The organism is Caulobacter vibrioides, assembly GCF_002858865.1.
GTDB classification, from domain to species: domain Bacteria; phylum Pseudomonadota; class Alphaproteobacteria; order Caulobacterales; family Caulobacteraceae; genus Caulobacter; species Caulobacter vibrioides.
The window spans coordinates 12,905-29,410 of sequence record NZ_PJRR01000009.1 but is presented as its reverse complement, the minus strand read 5'-3'; the positions used below and the strand labels follow the sequence as shown (position 1 = coordinate 29,410).

The 16,506-nt window shown below is 68.4% G+C and carries 18 protein-coding genes; all 18 read right to left on the bottom strand.

What is annotated here, in order from left to right; all coding sequences use genetic code 11:
- Nucleotides 1-51: 51 nt before the first annotated feature.
- The 18 genes from CVUC_RS05360 to CVUC_RS19840 all read right to left on the bottom strand — a co-directional run bounded on the left by CVUC_RS05360 (nt 52) and on the right by CVUC_RS19840 (nt 16,505).
- A complete protein-coding gene (locus CVUC_RS05360; protein ID WP_096033626.1) occupies nt 52-1,344 on the bottom strand; it encodes a phage tail tube protein in 1,293 nt (430 codons plus the stop codon).
- Between the two features lie 15 nt (nt 1,345-1,359).
- On the bottom strand, nt 1,360-1,779 hold the full coding sequence (locus CVUC_RS05355; protein ID WP_096033625.1) for a hypothetical protein: 420 nt from the start codon (nt 1,777-1,779) through the stop codon (nt 1,360-1,362).
- Nucleotides 1,780-1,781: 2 nt separating this feature from the next.
- Entirely contained in the window at nt 1,782-2,504 is a 723-nt protein-coding gene (locus CVUC_RS05350) for a DUF6441 family protein (protein ID WP_125469933.1), read from the bottom strand.
- On the bottom strand, nt 2,488-2,850 hold the full coding sequence (locus CVUC_RS05345; protein ID WP_096033623.1) for a head-tail joining protein: 363 nt from the start codon (nt 2,848-2,850) through the stop codon (nt 2,488-2,490). Before CVUC_RS05345 ends, CVUC_RS05350 begins: the two co-directional genes overlap by 17 nt.
- A gap of 3 nt (nt 2,851-2,853) precedes the next feature.
- A complete protein-coding gene (locus CVUC_RS05340) occupies nt 2,854-3,504 on the bottom strand; it encodes a hypothetical protein (RefSeq protein WP_096033622.1) in 651 nt (216 codons plus the stop codon).
- Nucleotides 3,505-3,555: 51 nt separating this feature from the next.
- A complete protein-coding gene (locus tag CVUC_RS05335) occupies nt 3,556-3,888 on the bottom strand; it encodes a DUF2190 family protein (RefSeq protein WP_096033621.1) in 333 nt (110 codons plus the stop codon).
- A 157-nt stretch (nt 3,889-4,045) separates the two neighbouring features.
- The gene (locus CVUC_RS05330) at nt 4,046-6,100 is read right to left on the bottom strand and encodes a prohead protease/major capsid protein fusion protein (protein ID WP_096033620.1); all 2,055 of its coding nucleotides are present in this window, start codon (nt 6,098-6,100) and stop codon (nt 4,046-4,048) included.
- Nucleotides 6,101-6,111: 11 nt separating this feature from the next.
- Nucleotides 6,112-7,605 (bottom strand): phage portal protein, encoded by a 1,494-nt coding sequence (locus tag CVUC_RS05325; protein WP_096033619.1) that lies wholly within the window; start codon nt 7,603-7,605, stop codon nt 6,112-6,114.
- Between the two features lies 1 nt (nt 7,606).
- Nucleotides 7,607-7,825 carry a phage head-tail joining protein gene (locus CVUC_RS05320; protein WP_096033618.1) on the bottom strand — a complete coding sequence of 73 codons (219 nt, stop codon included), beginning with the start codon at nt 7,823-7,825 and terminating at the stop codon, nt 7,607-7,609.
- Nucleotides 7,825-9,975: a phage terminase large subunit family protein gene (locus tag CVUC_RS05315; protein WP_096033617.1), complete on the bottom strand. Its 2,151-nt coding sequence runs from the start codon at nt 9,973-9,975 to the stop codon at nt 7,825-7,827. Before CVUC_RS05315 ends, CVUC_RS05320 begins: the two co-directional genes overlap by 1 nt.
- An 8-nt stretch (nt 9,976-9,983) precedes the next feature.
- Complete coding sequence (locus CVUC_RS05310) at nt 9,984-10,613, bottom strand: hypothetical protein (RefSeq protein ID WP_233279784.1); 630 nt, start codon at nt 10,611-10,613, stop codon at nt 9,984-9,986.
- A 250-nt stretch (nt 10,614-10,863) separates the two neighbouring features.
- Entirely contained in the window at nt 10,864-11,559 is a 696-nt protein-coding gene (locus CVUC_RS05305) for a hypothetical protein (protein WP_096033615.1), read from the bottom strand.
- A gap of 271 nt (nt 11,560-11,830) precedes the next feature.
- A complete protein-coding gene (locus CVUC_RS05300; protein WP_164512738.1) occupies nt 11,831-13,435 on the bottom strand; it encodes a DNA primase family protein in 1,605 nt (534 codons plus the stop codon).
- The gene (locus CVUC_RS05295) at nt 13,432-14,628 is read right to left on the bottom strand and encodes a DUF7146 domain-containing protein (protein ID WP_096033613.1); all 1,197 of its coding nucleotides are present in this window, start codon (nt 14,626-14,628) and stop codon (nt 13,432-13,434) included. The genes CVUC_RS05300 and CVUC_RS05295 overlap by 4 nt, the downstream gene beginning before the upstream one ends.
- Nucleotides 14,625-14,840, bottom strand: coding sequence for a hypothetical protein (locus tag CVUC_RS05290; protein ID WP_096033612.1), 216 nt, complete (start codon nt 14,838-14,840; stop codon nt 14,625-14,627). The genes CVUC_RS05295 and CVUC_RS05290 overlap by 4 nt, the downstream gene beginning before the upstream one ends.
- Nucleotides 14,837-15,577 (bottom strand): hypothetical protein, encoded by a 741-nt coding sequence (locus tag CVUC_RS05285; RefSeq protein WP_096033611.1) that lies wholly within the window; start codon nt 15,575-15,577, stop codon nt 14,837-14,839. The genes CVUC_RS05290 and CVUC_RS05285 overlap by 4 nt, the downstream gene beginning before the upstream one ends.
- Entirely contained in the window at nt 15,574-16,137 is a 564-nt protein-coding gene (locus CVUC_RS05280) for a hypothetical protein (RefSeq protein WP_096033610.1), read from the bottom strand. The genes CVUC_RS05285 and CVUC_RS05280 overlap by 4 nt, the downstream gene beginning before the upstream one ends.
- Nucleotides 16,134-16,505 (bottom strand): hypothetical protein, encoded by a 372-nt coding sequence (locus CVUC_RS19840; protein WP_164512737.1) that lies wholly within the window; start codon nt 16,503-16,505, stop codon nt 16,134-16,136. Before CVUC_RS19840 ends, CVUC_RS05280 begins: the two co-directional genes overlap by 4 nt.
- Nucleotide 16,506: the final 1 nt, after the last annotated feature.

The window sequence follows — 16,506 nt, the reverse complement described above, 5'->3', positions numbered from 1 at the left end:
TCGGGATCCTATGCGGCCCCATGCGAACGGCGTTCGCATGGGGCGCGGGGGCTAGTTGTAGTTGGGGACGTCGTTGACCAGGGTGATAATCATCGTGCGCCCCAGGGTCGGGTGCTTGTAGCCCTGGCCCTCATAGGTCTGCTGGATGCCGCCCGGGCCGTTCAGCGGCTTGGCGACCATGGCCGGCAGGCGGAAGGCGGGAAGCCGGATCTTCAGGCTCGCGCCGGCGCGCGTCCAGCGGGCGGCCAAGTCGAGATCCTTTCGCGCCCGGGCCAGGTCGTAATAGAGGCGATCCTTGAACCGCACCGTGACCCGCGCCCCGGCGCTGAACTTCCCCGGATCCGCGCCGTCGATCCGCCCGTCGGGACGGATGTTTTCGGCGACGTCCAGATTGTTGCTCCAGCTGACCTCGCCGGACACGAGTTCGGCCAGCGGGACGCCCCGGTCCAGGATATCGCCGGCGGCCTGGGCGAAGCGCTCGACCAGACCGTTGTTGAAGACCGTCGGCGTACCGGCGGCGGACGTGTTGCTCGCGGCCTTCTCGCCCTGGGCGATGACCGCCTGGACCAGGTTCAGCAGGCCGCTGCGCTGCAGGGCGATCGAGCCGGTATTGCCCATCACGCCGTAGTTCATGTGATAGGACGGCACCTCGGGATGGCCGATCTCGATCGCGGCGTCGGGCAGCGAAAGAGCGCCCGACGTGAAAACGTGGTTATAGGGTCCGGTCGCCGAACCGCCCGAAAGGGTCGCGCCGGACGCCGTGGCGGCCGAGGCTGCGATCGCGAAGCTGTTGCCGGCGGTGCCGATCGTCTTGTGCTCGATCGAGACCGCATTGTAGTCGCGGTCGGTCGAGTAGGACGCCGCCGCGACGCCGGCCACCGCGCTTTCGTTCAACGCCCAGACCGTGTTGCGAACGGTGTCGGCCAGGGTGGCGCCGATCAGGATCTGGTTCGCCGCCGGGGCGCTGGCCTTGTACGTGAACACCTGACCGCCGACCGTGATTGTGTCGTCCGCCGTCGGATTGTTCGCGAAGGTGATCGAGCCGACGGCCGCATAGCCCTGAGTCGTTTGCGGCGCGCCGAAGTGCAGTTTCAGCCACAGACCGATCCAACGCGTATCGACCGGAACGGTCATGTTCGTGCCGTTGCTGATGACGTCGTCCGTCGGCGCGTTCGGCTCGCGGCCGCCGCCCAGCAGATCGTCCTCGATCAGCCCTTGCTTGTCGCCCAGGTCGCCGAGGTCGGCGCCCTCGATCTGGTAGAAGCCGGAAGCCGGAACGGCTCCGTAGGTCGAGGCGAAGGCGAGCGCCGCTTGAACGTTCGCACCACGAGCTCGAGCGCCCATGTCAGTTCTCCGTGGTTAGAGGGTGTACTCGGCGATCAGGCTCGCCAGGCCAGTGGTGAGGGTCTTCGACTCGCTCACCGGGACCGGCGCGTTCGCCAGTTCGGTCAGGTCCAGGTAGTCGACCAGGCCACCCAGGGACCGATCGGCCTTCACCAGGATCTTGATGCGACCGTGGATGTCGTGGATCCGGCGATCCGCGCTGCTTTGCGTCGGCGCGATCTCCAGCGGGATCTCGTGGCGGTAGGTCTTGGAACCGCCGACCAGCTCCTCGATCGGCGCTCCTGGATCGCCGTCATACATGCTCACGCTGTCGCTCTCGCCAGGATCTGTGAGCGAGAAATCATTGCGGCGGAACTCAACTTCCGCCGCCGCCAAGCCGCTCCGCAGCAACTCCTCGATCGCCTCAAGAATCTGCAGTTGTCGCGGATCAGCCATGGCTATCTCCAATGCTTCGAGAGCAAGCCCTCCCAGCGCTGTTCGGCCCGCTGAACGGCGCCGGTGAAATCGAGGCGTTTGGGCAGGCGCACCTGGCGCACCAGGGTGAACACGACGATGGTCTGACCCGCCGGGCCGTACAGCTTCGAGCCACGGCCCTTGGCGCTGTAGGGCTGCGCTCGCCAAAGGCGGTCACGGCGCGCGTTGTCGACCACCAGATAGGCCTTACCCGGCCCCTTGGGGACGAAGCGCAGGGTCATGCCGCTGCGACGTTCAAAGCCTTGCGGCGTGATCCGCGCTTGCTGGGATCCGCGTCCGCGCGCCGGCGCACCCGGTAGCGGCGCGCGCTTGCCGGCCGCCTCGGTGGGGATCGCCAGCCACCCCCCTCGGCGAGCGCTGATCGTCACGCCCTTTTCGAAGGCGTCGATCAGTACGGCGGCCGGTGTGCCTGCCGTCGGCGCGCCGGGGCGCGGGCCGCGCACGTAGATCCAGCCGGCCGGATCTAGACTAGCACCCGACTGGGGATAGGCCTTCATCCGCCAGGCCATCGGCAGGCGACTGCGAAAGTCCGTGCGGCCGATAAACGCCTCGCGGGTTTCCTGGCGCAGGTCGTCGCGGAACAGCTGGCTAGCCTCGCGCACAGCGGCCGTCTGGATCCGCGCGAGGTCCTCCTCGAGGCCCGACGCCACGTCGCGCGACTTCGGACCATCAACCCCCATTCCCATGATCGGCCACCTCGACCTCGACGCGCCATTCCTGGCCCATCCGCGCTTTCAGCGGGCGATCCGCGACCAGGTAGGCGTCGATCACCTCGCCCGCGTCGTCCATGATCTCGATCCGGTCGCCCTTGCGGGCAGTCGAGACCTCGGCGACGCGGACGCGCAGAACGATCCGCTCGACCACGGCGCGGCTGCTGCCGCCGTAGTCGACGACGTCCTCCTCCTGGGCGATCCGACGCACCTTGATCCCGGTGATCACGTCACCGTTTACCGAGATCCAGCCCGCCGGCTCGCCCCAGGCGCGGTAAACCGACTCGAGGGTCCGCGCCCGGCGGTTCGCCGGCGAGCTCATGGCCTACAGCCCCTGCAGTTCGGGGATGTCCTCGCCGCCGGCCTCGACCTCTTCCGGCGAAGCGAAGCGAGCGCGGCCCCGGGCGCGCAGCGCCTCGGCCTCGTCGGCCGGGACGCTGACCAGGACACCGATCGACATCATCGGGTGACCGGGCTCGGCCCAGACGATCACCTGGCGCGGGCCGGTGTACGGCTCGACTTCCGAGACGCCCTTTTCGGGAGCTTCGGCGGCGGCCTGGGCCTCGGCCAGAGCGACCTTGGCCTGCTCCAGATCGCTCTGAGCCTGCGCGAGCTCGCTGCGCGCCCGTTGCGCATCGGCCTTGGCGTTGTCGGCCGCCCTGGCTTCGGCCTCGGCGTCGGACTTGGCCTTGGAGGCCTCCGCCTTGGCGGTCTCGGCGGCGGCCTTGGCCTTGTCCGCCTTGGCCTTCGCTTCGTCGGCCGCCTTGATCTGCTTTTCGGACTCGGCGATCGCGGAAGCGGTCTCTTCCTTGACCTTGGCCAGGTCGGTGACCGCCTTAGCGCGGGCGCCTTCGGCTGCCTGCAGTTCTTCAGGCGTCGGAGCCGGCGGCGTTTCCGGCGCGGCGGAGCCCGAGCCGGTCTCGGCGGCGAGCAGGGCGAGCGCGCTCACGCTCGCCAGGGAAGCATACAGGCGCATCGTGGCGCTCCTGGATCAGTTGAGGGAGAGGGCGAGTGGTCCGGCGATCGGTTAGATCGTCGGGACCAGGATGACGTCGCCGGTGGTCGCGGCCGCCAGCTGCGCGGCCGACGCGACGGCGGCCTTGGTGTTGCCGGACGCCGTCGTCGTGAAGCGCTTGTTCGTGTTGTCCCAGTACAGCAGCTGACCCTGGGTCCAGGCCTCGCCGGTGGCCTTCGGTTGCGTGAACTCGCCCTCGCGGACGAGGACGTTCGGATCGCCCTGGACGGTCGTGTTCATGGCGACGCCAAACATGGCGCCAATCAGGGCGCCCAGGCCCGAGGTCAGGCCGCCGGCGGGCGTCGTGACGTTCACGCGGTCGCCGGACGAAAGCATGGTCTTCATGGTGCAGGTCCTTCGATGGAAGCCGGACGATTCCGGCGAAGACGTCGAAGGCCGCGCGGCGCGGCCTTGGAGATCTGCGCAGGTCCAGAAAGCCGAAGGGCCGCCACAGAGGACGGCCCTTCGGAAGGTGGGGAGGGGGAAGTCTCAGCCGGGCGGCTTAGGTGCCCGGGTTCATGTAGAGGCCACGGTAGTCGATGGCCTTCACCGCGAAGTCCAGGCGGGCCTTGTACTCGATGCCGTCGACCTCGAAGCCATTACGCTCCTCGAGGTAAACTCCGTCGTCGCCTTCCAGGTAGCAGTACTCGATCGTGTCGATCTGGGCGTTGTCGGCGGCCATGAACCACGGGACCGCGCCCGAAGCACGAGACAGGCGGGCCTCGACGATCACGTCGAAGGCGTTCTGATAAACGTTGGTGGTGTTCGGCTGCGAATTCGCCGCTTGGGACCCCGTGGAACCGCGGAGTTTTAGCGCCGGGACACGATCCTTGGTCGCCACGATCATCCAGCGGGGCAAGACGTTGATCGGGCGGCCCTCGATACCAGTTTGAGCGCCAAAGGCGATTTCCGCGTTCTGAACTGACGTTTCGCTGATCGCCGCGCCGGCGCCGGCGAGGTTGCCGTGGCTGGCGTGGAAGAGCGCGATATTGTCGCCCATGTTCGGGTTCGAGATCAGCGGGGCGTAGGCCGCGTCGCTCTCGAAGTCGGCGGCAGCGCGGCCGAACAGCGTCGGGATCCGAGTGAAGGCGTCCAGATCATCGTTGATGATCGTCTGACGCGTCACCGAGAAGCGGCGGCCGTAGGTCGCCAGGGCATAGACCTCCTTGGCCTCGCCGATGGTGCCCATCTTGAACTCGCCGCCTTCGGGCACGGCCAGCAGGGACGGCGCGCCGCCCATCTGCAGGCGCGTCACCTGCTTGAAGTCCGGCGCGGTAGCCCGGCGCTGCCACTGGGTGAAAGTGCGCGGCGAGGCTTCATAGGCGCCGCGCAGCGTCCGGCCGGTGACGTTGCCCAGGATATTCGGGAAGTCGCTGGTGGAGTGCTGGCGCAGCGCGAGATCGGCGATCTCGCGGCGGCCGAGCCCGGCCACGCGCTCGCCGTTGCGCTCCAGGTTGCGGCGGCAGATTTCCAGGAGGCTCATGCCCCGGAATTCGCGGCCCGGCTCGCTGAGCTCGTTGGACGGATTGAAGCGGTGCAGCAGGGCCGAGGTGATGGCCGAACGCATGGTGTCGCGCTCGTCAACCGTCACCCGGCCAGCCGACATCGCCGGGGCCAGCGGCGCGGCGGCGCGCTGGCGCTCAGCGGCGGCCGACAGCAGGGCGTCGCGGGCCGCTTGGGGCGTCATGTTCTCAACCCAGTTCCGGACCTGGGCGCCCTCGAAGCCGAAGGAGCGAGCGGTCTCGGTGAAGTCGATGGCGTCCACGCCCGACATGCGAACGGCGTTCGCATCGCCGGCCGAGGCAGCGGGAGCAGCCGGGGCGGCCGGGGCGGCGCGAACTTCCGGTGCAGCAACAGCGGCCGGGTCGGCGGGAGCCGGCGCAGCCGGCGGGGTTTGAGCGCGGGCGGCGGGCTCGGCCGGGGCCGGTGCAGCCGGGGCGGCCGGGGCGCCCGGCTGGTTGCGGGTTGCCATGTCGGGATCCTCGTTCGGTTGAGAAGGGTTGGAGCCGGGAGGGGCGGCCGCTGATCGAACCCCGGCGTTCGGGTCGGCGGGTACGGAGACGAGACTGGCCTCGAGCAACTCCCATTCGGAGGCCTGCCAGATCTCGTTGTCGTTGGCGTCGATCTCGACCAGCCGCCAGGCGCGGATGTTGTAGCCGATCGAGATCCCGGTCAGTTCGCCGCGAGACACCATGCCCTCGGCGATGCGAGCGCGTTCGGTGTCCGCGAATTTCAGAGTGCCGACCAGCTGGCCGTTCTGCACGCGAGCGGTGACGACCACGCCCAGCACGGCGTCGATGTCCCACTGGTTGTGGCTGTCGAGCAGCCGCACCTGGCCCATGGCCACGCGCGCCAGGTCGACCGCGCGGGCGTCCATGGATAGTTCTTCGAAACCGAACCAGCGCCGCACACGAGCGCCGACCGAGAGAACGGCTTCGACCGTCCGGTTGGCGGCGTCGTAGCTCGAGCCGTTGAAGGTCGCGAGGCGCGTTCCGTGGTGATCAGGAGGCGCACTGCGACGGTCTTCCGCTCGCGCGGGAAGAGCCGAACGCGTCATGATGGGGTCCTCTAGTTTGCGCTGGTGGGCGCGATGTAGCCGGCGGGCGGTTGGAGGCCGCCGCTACCGTCGATGCGGCGCGCGTCGGTGTCGAAGACAACGCCGGCCGCGTCCGTGGCTTCCTGCCATTGCCGCTGTTCGGCGACGTGATCTCGCCAATTGCGGCCACGCTCCGACAGAGCCTGCGGCATGGTCTTAAGACCCGCCCGAATTTCCGCCTTCTCGCCGGCGACATCCTTTACCGGGTCGATCAGGCGGCGGACGTAGACGGCCCACTGAACCTTGACCTCGAGAAAGCGCTTGTCACCGGTCTCGGCCGCCAGGCGGCGCATGCGCCGCTTGAAAGCCGGATTGCAGGCTAGAGGGATCATCATGTTCTGCTGACGATCGTCGAGGAGGCCATACTCGCCGATCTGCGCGGCGCGCTGGCTGGTATAGTTCGCCTCGCTCACGTCGCCGGTGACCCGGTAGTAGGGCGCAAACTGAGCGGTCATCGCCGCGACCTGTTGCTTGATGAACTGAGTCGTCTCGCCTCCAGCTGGCGGCTGGACAACAGTGGCGGTCTCGCCCGGCCGGCCACGCATGACGAGGCCGGGACGGATGGTCTCGACCGGCTTCTCGCCAGTCTTTGCAGTGACCGTAGCGCCCTCTTCAGTGAACGGAGTCGTAGGGCCACTGCCTTCGGGCGCATTGAACACGATAGCCAGGCAGGCGGTGATCTTCTCTTTGAGCAGGCGAGCCTGCTCAACGTCGGCGACGTCACGAAAATCCATGCCGACGGGCGCGAACCAGGAGATCCCGCGCGCTTGGCCGGCGCGTAGCTCTTCGAAGACGTGGTCGACGTTCGCCGCGTCGTAACGGGTCGAGCGCGCCCACGCGCCGCCAATGTCGCCAGGATGACGGGGCAGAATCCAGTAAGCGACGCGATTGCCGTCCTTATCGAATTCCACACCCTGAACGATCCGGGTGCCGTCGGCGCGGTCCTCGTTCTTGGTCTCGTCCAGCAGGTCGCCCTCGAGGACGCGCACGCGGCCATCCGGCCCCTTGGCGTCGGGTTGCCAGACGATCAGCATGTCGCCGCACTCAACCATGCCCCGGAAGACCAGCTTTTGGACGGCGTAGAAGTCGTTTCGCCCATCGACGGGGCCGTGCGCCCAAGCTTCCCAGGCTTCCTGAGCCTTTCGCGCGACGGCCTCGTCCGGATGAACGGCGCGAGCCTCGATACCGTCGCCGATCGTCGCCACGACCATGTGGCGCAGCGCGGAAGAGGCGTACTTGTTGTTCCTCACGAGCTCGCGCGCGGCATTGCGGGCGCCGCGCAGGCCCTGCTGGATCTCGCGGTCCTGGCTGCCGCTGGTGCGCCGCCAGTTCTCCTGGCGGCGACCGTTGGCGGCGACGTCGAACTGGCGCTGCAGCTTCAAAGCGGAGCGCTGGGCATGACGGCGCCGGGCCAGGGCTGGCGCGAAGGGTTCGATCGCGCGGTCGAGCAGGTCGCCCAGGTCCATGTCAGTCCCCCGAATAGGCGACGGCCGAGAACCCGAAGCCCGCGCCGCGCGACGACGCCGAGGCTTGGGCGGCCAGGTTCTCGAAATAGTCGATGCGCCGGCGGATCTCGGTGAACGTCGTGTAGGTGACGCGCTCGCCATTGGTCTCGATCGTCAGTTCGCTGTTGGCCAGGCCCGACCTAAGCGCGGCGATTTCGGCGGCGTAGTCGGGTGCGGGCATCAAAGCCTCCAGTCAGAGCTGTCGATGTAGACCCCGTCGGGATCCGTTCGAGGGACCTCCGCCGCCCCACGGGCTTCAGGGGCGGCGGAGGGTTCCGGGGCCGTCGGGGAAACGACGGGTGACGACCCCGAAAGCGGTCGGTTCATCATGCTAACCAGGTCGCCCTGGTTAGGGTCAGCGGGCGCATAGCGCAGGGCCTGGCCGGCCAGCCAGTCGGCCTCGGAAAGGCTCCCGAGGGCCAGGGCCTCGGCGGCCGCACGGTTGTAGATCCGGCAGTCGAGCCAGTGGTTCTGCCGGCCCGGGTCGGGCTTCCAGACGCGCCGGGTCTCGCCGCCAACCTTTTCGGTGACAACGCTTTCGGCCGTCAGCATCTCGAAGTACTCGGTCGTTGCGTCTCGGCCGAAGTGGACCAGGCCCATGGGCGACGGGCCCTCGCCATCCGCCTTGGCGTGCGCGATCGACATACGCAGGACGCCGTAGAACCACAGCTTGGCACCGAAGGTGCCGACCAGGTGCGCGTCGTCCCCCGCCTTCTTCTTGGCCTTCCGCCGGTTGTTCACGCCGACCTGATAGGCGATTGCCTGGCCACGGCCGAGGATCGGCATGGACCATCCGGGCCTGCCGAAGACGGCAAGGCGCTTTGGGCTTCGCTTGCAGAACGCCTTGGCCGCTTCGGTGTTGTAACCAGCGTCGACGCAGATCTGGTCGTAGCCGTAGGCCTTGCCCCCCGGCATGACGAAGGTGCGCTGCGCGACCTTTTCCAGGATCGCCCAGGCGCCCTCGCCGGGCACGTCAGTCGCGCCGGGGATGAAGCCGAAGTCCAAGCCCCAGCTTTCCAATCCATAGGCCCAGCCGACGCCCTCGAAGTAGAGGCCGTCGCCCTGGACATCGACGCCAAGCGTGAAGATCGAAGGCCCCCAGGGAACCTGGTCGCGGCCCCAATCCTGTTCGCGCAGGATGGCGAGCTCCTCCGCCGGCGGCGCATCGCCCTTGACCTCGAACTCGTCCCCCATGTCGAGGTTGGTCCAGGTCTTGAGCTTGTTGACGTCGCCCTGCGCGTCCACGAAGCCGACCGCCAGCTGCGCCCAGGTCATGAACGCGCTGATCAGGCCGGTGATGTGGTAGCCCCGGCGGCGGCCCTGCAGATCGCGCGCCTTCCAATAGGCGATTTCCTGCTCAGCCAGGACGCGCGGCGGCTTCTCGCCATTGATCTCGACCGTCGGAACCCAGCCGTCAGCCAGGCTCATAAGCTCCTTTTCCCAGTGCGCGACAGGAACCCCGCAGCAAGGCGCAACGAGCTCGACCAGGTCGGGGCGCGTATCCGGCCAGCGGAGATCGGAGAACACCGGGTCAAAGCGCGATCCGCAGTGGCGGCACTTCAGATAGAACCGGCGCTGATCGCTCGCGCGATAGCGCCTGCCGATCTTGGATCCGCCCTTGATCGTCGGCGTCGAGATCCCGAGGCGCTTGGAGATCCCCTGCCGCGCGTAGGTGCGCAGGCGGGCCGTGATCATGCCCTCGGGCGAGCCCTGGTTGTCCAGGTTGTCCGGAAACTGATCGAGGTCGTCCTCGATCACATAGCGGATTGAGTGCTGGCGCAGCGTGGCGGCCGAGTTGGCGCCGGCGATCAGCATCCAGCCGCCCCGCCGGAAGCGCACGCGCAGGCTGGTCGAGCCGTCGCCCTTGCGCGCACCCTTGGGCATCACCGTCCCGCCCTTTTCGGGGTTTAGGCGGCGCGTGGCCTCCACCATCGGCCAGAACTTCTCGGCCAGCCAATCCTTGGCCGCCGTGATCGTCGCCTGAACGTACATCAGCGGCCCCGGGGCAATGTCGCTGATGTAGCCGATCCAGTTCTCGCCCGAGGCCGATCCGCCCGACTGGGCGCACTTCATGATGTCGATCTCGCTGCACGGATCGTGCGGCGAAAGCGCCTCCATGATTTCGACCAGGTACGGCGCATTGCTATGGACCCACGGCCCGGGCAACGGCGCATCGTCCGGAAACTCGCGATACTTCTCCGCCCACTCCGCCGGCGTCATCCTCGGTGGCGGGCGAAGGCCAGCGGCGAAAGCGTGGTTGATGCGAACGGCGTTCGCACCCAGGACCTCCGCCGCGTAGGGCGATGGGATCAGGAAGGTCGGTGCGTTCATCGGCCCTCCTAGGTCGCTGGGGGTTCGTCCTCCTCGATTTCGGCCTCAACCGCCGCCAGGGTGATATCGGCCGAGAGCTCGGCGACGGCCTCCGCCTCGAGCTCGCTGGCGATCTTCTCGAAAAGCTTGTCGAACTCGCCGGCCAGCAGCGCCGCCACAGCGCGCGGGTCCGTTTCGGCCGCGAGGCGCTCGGCGTGCTGGCGGATTAGGCCGTGCGTCCTCTCGCGGATCATTCGGCCCATGTCGCCGGCGCGGCGCTCATACTCCGCCACCGGGACCAGCTGGCCTAGCAACTGGCCGTTCTCGATGCGCCGCCGCGTCGTGCGTTCGCGCATTTCGTCCAGACGCGCTTGCTCTACCTGGCTCAGCTTTGTGGGCGAAGCCCCTTCCAGCGTCGGCGACTTGTTCGGATTTTTCTCGTCCGCCGGCGCTTCGGCGGCGGTGCGTTCGGAATTCTTGGGGCGACCGCGCGATCGGTCGACGGTGGCGTTGATCAGGATCGCGGACTTCTCCGCGTCGACCTTCTCACGGCCTGGGCAGTCCGGATCCGGACCCATCACGATCAAGCCGCGCTTGGCCCAGTTCGACACCGCCGAGGGGCCAACCTTCATGAAGGCGGCAAATTCGGACTTGGTCATCATAGCCATGAATTCACGACTTTCATAATGAATTCAGCGGGATAACTAACGCGAGGTCGCGCTCAGCCCCACCGCATACACCCGGGGTACCCCGGGGAGGACCCGAGGGGGTGGGGTGATGACGGCTAGGCGCTTGATTTGATTGAGGTTTTGGGCATGAGAAAGCCCGCCGCGGTGACCCGGGCGGGCTTCAGTCGCACCTCTGTGCTTGAGCTATCTATGGAGGAACTGGCCCCTGATTCGCTAGCCCCTATTTCATGAACAAGCGGCGCTTCACGTCGTGAAGCTCGTAGGCCACCACGCCCAGGCCCTCGCGCAGGATCACGACGGCCTGCTCCCTGGCGCGGCCGCCGAGCCCGAGCGAGCGGATCGTCTGACCCTCGCCCGCAACAGAGCGAACGTAGGACAGGCGGCGGCCTGTCCGGTCGGAGGCCATCACCGCCTGGTCGATGCGGGTCAAGTGAACGCCGATGTAGGCGCGGAAGAGGCCGGCGGCGACCGCGCCGTGGGACGTCGAGCGGATCGCCTTGGGCTTGTCCTCCAGCTGGGAGCCGAGGCCCGCGCCCTTGCCTGCGTTCTCATAGAGGAAGCGATAGGTCATGGCCGTGCTCACGTCGGTCGAGGTCAGCGAACCCTTGCGAGCAAGGTAGGCCACGCCGTCCCGACCCAGGGCCTGGATGGCGCGGTCGTCGAAGGGGACGACGATGTCCTGCCGGCGCAGGCCAGCGTCCCGCGCCCTCTGGTGCATGGCGTCCAGTTCGGCGCGAACAACGGCCACACGGCGAGCCGCCTCCAGCGCCGCGCCCGGCTGGCCGGAGATCGAAAGGCGCATGGCCTCGCGAAGGCGGACCATCTGATCGGCGGCCTGGTCGCCGAGCGTCTCGATCGAGCGCAGCAGCTGGGCGGCTTCGTCTTCAGGGTTCTGGATTTCTTGATCTTGGATCATTGGAAGGAACTCGAAGAGAGAGACAGACAGACGGACAGAGAAGGGTCGCGACTTCGCACACGGCATGCGCCCCGTTCTCCACTGGGGCGGAATGTCCGTATTGTTCTGAGTGTCCGTTTCCTGTTCTGAGACAGAGCCTTAGCGGACGGACCTTTAAGCCGCGCCGGACCTTTCACCGTCCGTCGCGCGGCGCGCTGGGTTGGTCTCCCGTGGAGACCCCGGGCCGGAATGTCCGTCTGTCCGTCAATGTCCGTCATCGCCCAGGCCACGGTCAGCCCTCCCACGGCGGCGGGCTTTCGAAAGCCCCCATCGCGTCGTCCAGGGCCGCCCCGCGAGCGTCATTCGCGTCTGGGCCGCCGGCGCTAGCCAAGGCGATATCGGCTTGTCGTTCCTCGGGGGTTTTCAGGCGGATCGGGCCGCGCTGCTTGTTGCCGTTGCGGTCCTTGCCCGCAGACAGGATCTGGCGCTGCTGCAGGGCGTCGCCGAACGCGCGGATGGACATGGGCTTGTCGATCCCCTGGTCCTCGGCCCAGGCCTTGTAGTCGTTGTGAAGGACCGTCGAGAGGGTCTTGGCCTGGTCGGCGGCTTTGCCCCAGACGCAGCGCTCGTTGAGCCAGTCGCCGAAGGGGCTGGATTGCTTGCGGTAGTCGTCCCGGACCTTGGTGACGCCCTCCGGCGGCGCCAGGCCTTCGGAGAGCCAGGCCGCGACGCCTTCGATCAGCCAGTTCAGGATCCCCGCGCGCTCGGCCTCGAGCTTCTTGGGCAGCAGGCGGTCGACCTCGTCCGGGTCGACCTGGTTCGGGAAAAGGATGGGCATCATGCGCCGCCAGATCCCGTCATCGTCGCCCCGCGCCACCGGGAAGGCGTTGCACTCGACCCAGAGCTTTCCGGTCGGCCGGAAGTCGAAAGGCTTCTCGCGGAGCTCGCGGGCGGTGATCGGCGAGCCCGAGGTCCAGGCCTTCAGCAGGCCCTCGTTCCACTTAGCGCCCCTGGGCGGCTCGGAGAGCACGACCATCCGAGCATCGCCCGCCAACTTGACGATGTCGGGCGCGGCCTGGCCGCCAGCCTGCAGGCCTGTGTCGAGGAAGGTCGCTACTGCGCCGACCGCGCCATAGGAGCCCAGGGTCTCGCGGATCGCGTCCAGGATCGTCGACTTCCCGTCGCGGCCGAGGCCCTGGCAGAGGAAGATCGCCTGCTCATGGATCGCGGCCGTCGCTGAGTAGCCCTGCGCGCGATGGAAGAACGCCCGCATGGTCGGATCGGAGATCGACGTCTCGACCGTCTTGCGAAACAGCGGGGCCTGGGCGTCCGGATCGTAGTCCAGGTCGATCAGCCGCGTGAGGCGGTCGCCGGGGTCGTGCTTGCGCAGCACGGCTTTGAATTGCCCCCCTTCGGGCGCCGCCGCGTCATGGGACAACCAGAGCGTCCCGTTCCGGCAATTCAAGGCCATGGGGTGGCGGTCGAACGCGTCGATCTCGACGGTGAGATAGGGCTCGGCCAGGGACAGCATGGCCGACTGCGTCGAGCGGTTGCCCAGGCCGTCCAGGTACTTGAACAGCTCCTTTTCGGAGGCGCCGGTGTGGGCCGCCTTCAGATCCGTCCATAGGCCGCGCATCTTGCTGGCGACCTTGTGGCCCATCTTGCGGGCCAGCTGATCGCCGAGCTTGCGGTCCCAGAACTGGCCATTGTAGCCGACCCAGCCCTGGCCCAGCTGATAGAGCAGGGTACAGCGCGTGGTGATCACGTCGCCGTCGTCGTCGATCACGCCGCCGATCAGGCGGATGAATCGCCGGCTGTTGCCGTAGTCGTTGAGGTCGAACCTGGCGAGCTCGTCGGCCGTCGGCGCGTCGTCAAAATCGTACTCTTCGCCGCTCACTGCAGCCCCTCCCCAGCGGCCCGGCGGGCGCGCAGCTCGTCGTTGAAATCCATCCCGGCCGGCGCGCCGATCGCGCGAACCCGGGCAGCCGTGGTCGCCTTCCATGCGGCGACGGCCAGGCCGGCGCAGATCCGCGCGCGGTCCTCAGCGCCGAGGATCCGCTCCATGGTACCGCCGCCGGCCTTGCGGACGCGGACCTTGACCGGCTTCATGTCGCGGTCGATCGCAATCGCGACCTCGCCCCAGGGCCGCTTGGCGGGCTCAGGCCAAGTGAACGCCGGCATGGCTGGATCCGGTCGGATGACGGCCGGATCGATGCGGTTGTACTTGTCCTGCAGGATCCCGCCCTGGACCGCGCGCAAGGACAGCGCCGCCACTACTCGCCGAGGCCCGCCCTGCAGGATCGCGGCCGACAGGGCGGTTTCTATCCCTTCCGCCTCGACCAGGCCGCCTTCAGCCTCGGGATGGGAGAGCCAAACGCAACCAGGCACCCAGACACCGTCGACCAGACCAGCCTGCGGCCCCCACATGCGCTTGGCCTTTTCGATCGGCGCTTTCCCGCCGCCGTCGGGCGCGAGATAGGTGACATGGACGCCACCCGTCGGTCCGGCCGGCGTTCGGACCAGGCCGACCATGGCCGGGAACTTGACCGGCTTGCTCCGGGGGCCGCTGTGATAGGCGCTGCGCCGGAAGCGCAGCTGGCGCAGCGCGGCCTCCAGGATCGGGCCGTCCATGCCCCGCGCGCGAAGATAGGTCTCGACCAGCGTGCCCGTGGCGGGGCGGGCCTTCTTCCACATCTCGGCCGCGAACTTGAGCTTCCAGAGCTCCTCATCCTCGGCCGTGCGAACAGGCCGCCGGCGCTCCGGTTCCGAAGGGCGCGAGCGCTTCGGCAATGGGCGGCCAACCATCGTCTCGGCCGCTTCCTTCAGGCTCATGCCGGCCAGGAAGGCGTAGAGATCGACGGCGTCGCCGCCGCGAGCGCAGGCCGACGCGCCGCCGTTGAAGCATCCCCAGCGTCGTCCGTCGTCAGTCACCCAGAACCGCGTCGAGGTCCTGCTCTTGCCGTCACCACAGACCGGGCATGCACCGCGGAATCGCCGACCCGAGCGGAACACCTTGTGCTCAGGTCCCAGGACGTCGAACACCGTCGAGATCTGGTTCGCCTGGCGGATCAGGTCGGTGAGCTCGCTCATGCGAGGTCCTCGATGCGAACGCCGTTCGCACGCCGGACGGTAAAGTCGGCGCCGGCCTCCGCGAACAACACGAGCTCGAGGCGCGCCAGGCGCAGAGCGGCCGCCTGGTCCTCGCGATAGGCAAGGGTCGCCCAGGCGGAGCCCATCGCCTCGCTCTGCAGGATGCGGTGGACGACGTAGCGCTCGCGATCGTCCAGGGCGCGGTAGTTCATGGGCGCGCCTCGTCGAACAGGGGCGCGGGGGCCGCCGGCGCGAAGCGGCGCACATCGTCGGGCCGCGTCAGGCGGGCCTTGGTCCCGGGCGGGATTAGCAGGCTGGGCCAGGCCTTGAACCGCCGCGTCGCCGCGATCGCCTCGGCGAGAGGCGAGACGGCCTCGGCCGCCGGGTGCATCCACAGGAACCAGGAATAGGCGGTCGCGAAGCTGCCAGTGGGGTCCCAGTAGCCCAGGCGCATCGAAACACGCTCGGAGAAGGTCGCCTGCAGGGACAGGCGGCTCATGAGATCGTACCGGCCCTCGCTTTCGAGAGCGGTTGTGCGCAACAGCAGGCCAACGCCGTTGCGCGCGACCTCGAGCCCGCGATCGACGAACGCGCCCAGGTGCTTGAACGGCGGATTGGTGAATACCCAGTCAGGCCGATCAGCCGAAGTCCGCGCCGAGGGATCGAGGAAGTCCTCGATGGCGCCGAAGCCGTGCGGGTGGATGTCGCTGGCCCTGACGCTGAACGCCTCGCCCAGCGGCGCGGCCATGTGGCCCTGGCCGCATGCCGGCTCGTCGATCGTCACGGCTGAAGGGTCGGCCAGCAGCAGGACCTCGCCGCCGGCGCGGCCGGCCCAAGGCGGGGTCGGGAAAAAGTCCAGGGCGCGGTAAAGCGCCTCCTGGGCGTCGTCGGTCTCGACAGCCGCCGGCGCTCGGGCCTCCATGACCGCGCGGGATGGCTGACGGCTCATGCTAGCCCCACGCGGGCCTGGGCCAGGTCGTCCTCGGCGACATCGAAAAGGTCGGCCACTTCATGCAGCGGCCAGCGGGCGCGCAGGAAGTGGCCCGCCCACCGCGCGACCCGGTCGGAGACCGGGTTCAAGCGCAGACCGCCCCTACTGTACGCGGGCGGTCTGGCGGCGGTGGGCGACGCCGCCGGCGCCGGAGAGGGCGGCGCGGTGGCGGCGGATGGGAAAGCAGGATCGATCGCCGACCATGCGGCCGCTAGTTCAGCGCCACGGGTGAGGTCAGCTAGCAACTTGCCGAATGCGGGCGAGCCAATTTCGGCAAGACCATCGAGCCGACATGGCGGTCGCGGCTTCGGGTCGGCCGGCGCGCGCGGGGCCTTCCTGGCCTCGTCGTCGACGCGCAGCTGCTCCAGCGCCTGGCTGACGCTAGTGACCTGCAGGCGGGTCAAACGGTTGTAAATCGCGGCCTCGGTGCCGCCGCACATGGCCGCGATCGACGCCGTCGACATGCGCGCGGCGTAAAGGCCCAAGACCTCGCGGTCCTTCGCGGTCAGTCCCTTCATGCCATTGCCTCCGTGAACAGGTCCTCGACCAGCTGGCCCGCCGCGATCAGCGCGGGGGCGAAGATCCGCCGGCGGCGCGGGCCGGCTTCGGCGAAGGCCTTCCCGGCCACCACCAGCAAAGCCAAGGCCCGGCGCCCGTCCTCATGGTTCAGCAACGGCGGCGGTGCGCCCGCCTGGGCGAGCTCGGCGGCGAAAGCGATCGCGCTCCAGCGGGCGGCGCCCGTGGCGTCGGGCCGAGGGCCGTGGATCTCGCCCAGGGCGCAGCCGCCCAGCTGCAGCGCCTGCAGGGCCAAGCGACGCCAACGCACATGCGGGGTCATCTGGGCCTGGCGGCGAGCCTGCTCGACGGCGAAGGGGCGCTTGCGCATC

Bases quoted from the DNA above. Each gene is read 5' to 3' on its own strand.
- CVUC_RS05360 (WP_096033626.1), bottom strand. From the start codon at position 1,344: ATGGGCGCTCGAGCTCGTGGTGCGAACGTTCAAGCGGCGCTCGCCTTC.
- CVUC_RS05355 (WP_096033625.1), bottom strand. From the start codon at position 1,779: ATGGCTGATCCGCGACAACTGCAGATTCTTGAGGCGATCGAGGAGTTG.
- CVUC_RS05350 (WP_125469933.1), bottom strand. From the start codon at position 2,504: ATGGGAATGGGGGTTGATGGTCCGAAGTCGCGCGACGTGGCGTCGGGC.
- CVUC_RS05345 (WP_096033623.1), bottom strand. From the start codon at position 2,850: ATGAGCTCGCCGGCGAACCGCCGGGCGCGGACCCTCGAGTCGGTTTAC.
- CVUC_RS05340 (WP_096033622.1), bottom strand. From the start codon at position 3,504: ATGCGCCTGTATGCTTCCCTGGCGAGCGTGAGCGCGCTCGCCCTGCTC.
- CVUC_RS05335 (WP_096033621.1), bottom strand. From the start codon at position 3,888: ATGAAGACCATGCTTTCGTCCGGCGACCGCGTGAACGTCACGACGCCC.
- CVUC_RS05330 (WP_096033620.1), bottom strand. From the start codon at position 6,100: ATGACGCGTTCGGCTCTTCCCGCGCGAGCGGAAGACCGTCGCAGTGCG.
- CVUC_RS05325 (WP_096033619.1), bottom strand. From the start codon at position 7,605: ATGGACCTGGGCGACCTGCTCGACCGCGCGATCGAACCCTTCGCGCCA.
- CVUC_RS05320 (WP_096033618.1), bottom strand. From the start codon at position 7,825: ATGCCCGCACCCGACTACGCCGCCGAAATCGCCGCGCTTAGGTCGGGC.
- CVUC_RS05315 (WP_096033617.1), bottom strand. From the start codon at position 9,975: ATGAACGCACCGACCTTCCTGATCCCATCGCCCTACGCGGCGGAGGTC.
- CVUC_RS05310 (WP_233279784.1), bottom strand. From the start codon at position 10,613: ATGACCAAGTCCGAATTTGCCGCCTTCATGAAGGTTGGCCCCTCGGCG.
- CVUC_RS05305 (WP_096033615.1), bottom strand. From the start codon at position 11,559: ATGATCCAAGATCAAGAAATCCAGAACCCTGAAGACGAAGCCGCCCAG.
- CVUC_RS05295 (WP_096033613.1), bottom strand. From the start codon at position 14,628: ATGAGCGAGCTCACCGACCTGATCCGCCAGGCGAACCAGATCTCGACG.
- CVUC_RS05290 (WP_096033612.1), bottom strand. From the start codon at position 14,840: ATGAACTACCGCGCCCTGGACGATCGCGAGCGCTACGTCGTCCACCGC.
- CVUC_RS05285 (WP_096033611.1), bottom strand. From the start codon at position 15,577: ATGAGCCGTCAGCCATCCCGCGCGGTCATGGAGGCCCGAGCGCCGGCG.
- CVUC_RS05280 (WP_096033610.1), bottom strand. From the start codon at position 16,137: ATGAAGGGACTGACCGCGAAGGACCGCGAGGTCTTGGGCCTTTACGCC.
- CVUC_RS19840 (WP_164512737.1), bottom strand. From the start codon at position 16,505: ATGCGCAAGCGCCCCTTCGCCGTCGAGCAGGCTCGCCGCCAGGCCCAG.